Origin of the sequence: Porphyromonas crevioricanis, from assembly GCF_900167225.1 — a bacterium.
Lineage (GTDB): Bacteria > Bacteroidota > Bacteroidia > Bacteroidales > Porphyromonadaceae > Porphyromonas > Porphyromonas crevioricanis.
Genome location: NZ_FUXH01000025.1, coordinates 1 through 3275, shown reverse-complemented (window position 1 = coordinate 3275; position 3275 = coordinate 1). Strand labels below are relative to the sequence as shown.

Genomic DNA, 3275 nt, shown 5'->3' with positions numbered 1-3275 from the left:
GGAGCGAGCAAAAATTCTCTCCTGTGAGAGCAAACTTTTTCTCCTGTGTTAGCAAAATTTCTCTGAGGAGAAAAAACCGACCTTTCCAGAACGCTCTATTCATCGGCCTTTTAGGCGGTCATTGTAAAGCCTTTGAGAGGTTTTTTTGTTCACTTGTATTTGGCTGCTTTTTTCAGGTGTTTTTTCTCTTCTTTTTGCGAGCATGATGCTTAACAAAACATGCCACATTTAGGAGTGAGAGATATGCCCCTTTTCTTCTTCCGACAGGATAGCATTTTCCCTTCTCACCTCTTATTTCTCCTCTCTCCCTTCTCCTCTCTCGCTTCTCGCTTCTTTTTTCATAATCTCATGTGTTTCCATGTTCTTTTCCTCTTGTTTTCTTGCATTCGTGCTTGTAAGTTGTTTTTCCGGGAAAAAGTTTTGTTTTTGTTTCGTGCTGATTTCAAGTCTGTTAGGCCTCTCTCGACTAATCTTTCATCAAATATTTTGGTATTTGATTTGGATTGGAAGGAAAAACTGTTTTATCTTTGCATTCGCTAAGCCCGAGCGGGGCGCCACTTGAAAGGAATGGCAGAAGGCGATAGAGCTGTTATTTGAGGAGTGTGTACTCCTTTTTTTTGACAGTGGTCTGCTGCTTGTTTTTTTAAGTTGGACTCGGTTTTCCTTTTTTTTGAGTGGCTTTTTGCAGCTGATCCAGAGGGTTGGCTTGCCGGGGAGCATTCTTAGGAAAGGGGAGTTTAGGTAAAGCGAAGAGATCTTTGACGATATTCATAGAACAAAAGTGTAGTACAGGAATGTTTTTTTCCTCTCCTTTATTTTGGCTGTGAAGTTTTTTTCACGTGATTATTATAGAGGGGGTCATATAAGGAAACGAGACTTTCGTCAAGTACAACCAACCAGGCGAACGATAATGAGCATATAACAGGAAAACAAACAAAACAAGATAACAATGGAGAGTTTGATCCTGGCTCAGGATGAACGCTAGCGATAGGCTTAACACATGCAAGTCGAGGGGCATCGGGTAAGTAGCTTGCTACTTATGCCGGCGACCGGCGCACGGGTGCGTAACGCGTATGCAACCTACCTGTCAGACTGGGATAACCCGGTGAAAGCCGGACTAATACTGGATATACTTATTCTTCTGCATGGGGGGATAAGGAAAGATTTATTACTGACAGATGGGCATGCGTTCCATTAGCTAGTTGGTGAGGTAACGGCTCACCAAGGCGACGATGGATAGGGGAACTGAGAGGTTTATCCCCCACACTGGTACTGAGACACGGACCAGACTCCTACGGGAGGCAGCAGTGAGGAATATTGGTCAATGGGCGAGAGCCTGAACCAGCCAAGTCGCGTGAGGGCAGACGGTCCTAAGGATTGTAAACCTCTTTTTCAGGGGAGTAAAATTAGATACGCGTATTTAATTGCAAGTACCCTGCGAATAAGCATCGGCTAACTCCGTGCCAGCAGCCGCGGTAATACGGAGGATGCGAGCGTTATCCGGATTTATTGGGTTTAAAGGGTGCGTAGGTTGTTTTGTAAGTCAGTGGTGAAACCTGGGGGCTCAACCCCTAGCATGCCGTTGAAACTGCAGAGCTAGAGATTAGAATAGGTAGGCGGAATGTATGGTGTAGCGGTGAAATGCATAGATATCATACAGAACCCCGATTGCGAAGGCAGCTTACCGGGCTATATCTGACACTGAAGCACGAAAGCGTGGGTATCAAACAGGATTAGATACCCTGGTAGTCCACGCCGTAAACGATGATTACTCGGAGTATGCGATATGAGTGTATGCTTCTTAGCGAAAGCGTTAAGTAATCCACCTGGGGAGTACGTCGGCAACGATGAAACTCAAAGGAATTGACGGGGGCCCGCACAAGCGGAGGAACATGTGGTTTAATTCGATGATACGCGAGGAACCTTACCCGGGATTGAAATATAGATGACAGGCAGCGAGAGTTGTTATCCCTTCGGGGCATCTATGTAGGTGCTGCATGGTTGTCGTCAGCTCGTGCCGTGAGGTGTCGGCTTAAGTGCCCTAACGAGCGCAACCCACATTATTAGTTACTAACAGGTTAAGCTGAGGACTCTAATAAGACTGCCGGCGTAAGCCGTGAGGAAGGTGTGGATGACGTCAAATCAGCACGGCCCTTACATCCGGGGCGACACACGTGTTACAATGGTAGGGACAAAGGGCAGCTACCGGGCGACCGGATGCGAATCTCCAAACCCTATCCCAGTTCGGATCGGAGTCTGCAACTCGACTCTGTGAAGCTGGATTCGCTAGTAATCGCGCATCAGCCATGGCGCGGTGAATACGTTCCCGGGCCTTGTACACACCGCCCGTCAAGCCATGGGAGTCGGGGGTACCTGAAGTACGTAACCGCGAGGGGCGTCCTAGGGTAATACCGGTGACTGGGGCTAAGTCGTAACAAGGTAGCCGTACCGGAAGGTGCGGCTGGAACACCTCCTTTCTGGAGTTCGTTACGTTTGCACAGGGAAGGATTTTATGTATGAGACGACTTGTGCTCTCTTTTGTTTCTATGATTTTCGATATAGGTGTTAGTTCTGTTTATGGGCTCTTTCATTTTATCGAGTCTTCTGCGTGAAAATTTTAGCGTGGGGGGGGTGATAGGAGAGCGTTTTGTATAGGTGGCTAACATCATGGAGACCACTGGGAGATGGGCGTTATCATTTTCCGTGTGTTTTCAGGCAGTCGATGCAGTCCTATAGCTCAGTTGGTTAGAGCGCTACACTGATAATGTAGAGGTCGGCAGTTCAACTCTGCCTGGGACTACGGGGGATTAGCTCAGCTGGCTAGAGCACCTGCTTTGCAAGCAGGGGGTCATCGGTTCGAATCCGATATTCTCCACATTTCTTATTAGGGGAGGATCTTCTAATAGGGAAGCGATCTTTGACGTAATGATAGAACAAAAACAATAGAGCAAAAAGAAAACAACCCGTGTGTAGGATTAACCACACACATAAGGCGAATTTGATAAGGGCAGACGGTGGATGCCTAGGCTCTCAGAAGCGAAGAAGGACGTGATAAGCTGCGAAAAGCTGCGGTTATTGGCACATACGAATTGACCCGCAGATTTCCGAATGGGGCAACCCGTCAGGCAGGAGGTCTGACACTGCGACAAGCAGGGCGAACGTGGGGAACTGAAACATCTTAGTACCCATAGGAAAAGAAAACAAAAGTGATTCCCTCAGTAGTGGCGAGCGAACGGGGATTAGCCCAAACCTATATTGTGATTGCAATATGGGGG

The 3275-nt window shown here is 47.5% G+C and carries 2 tRNA genes and 2 rRNA genes; all 4 read left to right on the top strand.

The window, feature by feature from the left end:
* The first annotated feature begins 946 nt into the window (after nt 1-946).
* Nucleotides 947-2477 (top strand): 16S ribosomal RNA (locus B5D48_RS08920).
* Nucleotides 2478-2726: 249 nt separating this feature from the next.
* Nucleotides 2727-2800: transfer RNA gene (locus B5D48_RS08915), tRNA-Ile, on the top strand.
* A gap of 1 nt (nt 2801) precedes the next feature.
* Nucleotides 2802-2875: transfer RNA gene (locus tag B5D48_RS08910), tRNA-Ala, on the top strand.
* A gap of 116 nt (nt 2876-2991) precedes the next feature.
* Nucleotides 2992-3275 (top strand): 23S ribosomal RNA (locus B5D48_RS08905); the annotation flags it as partial.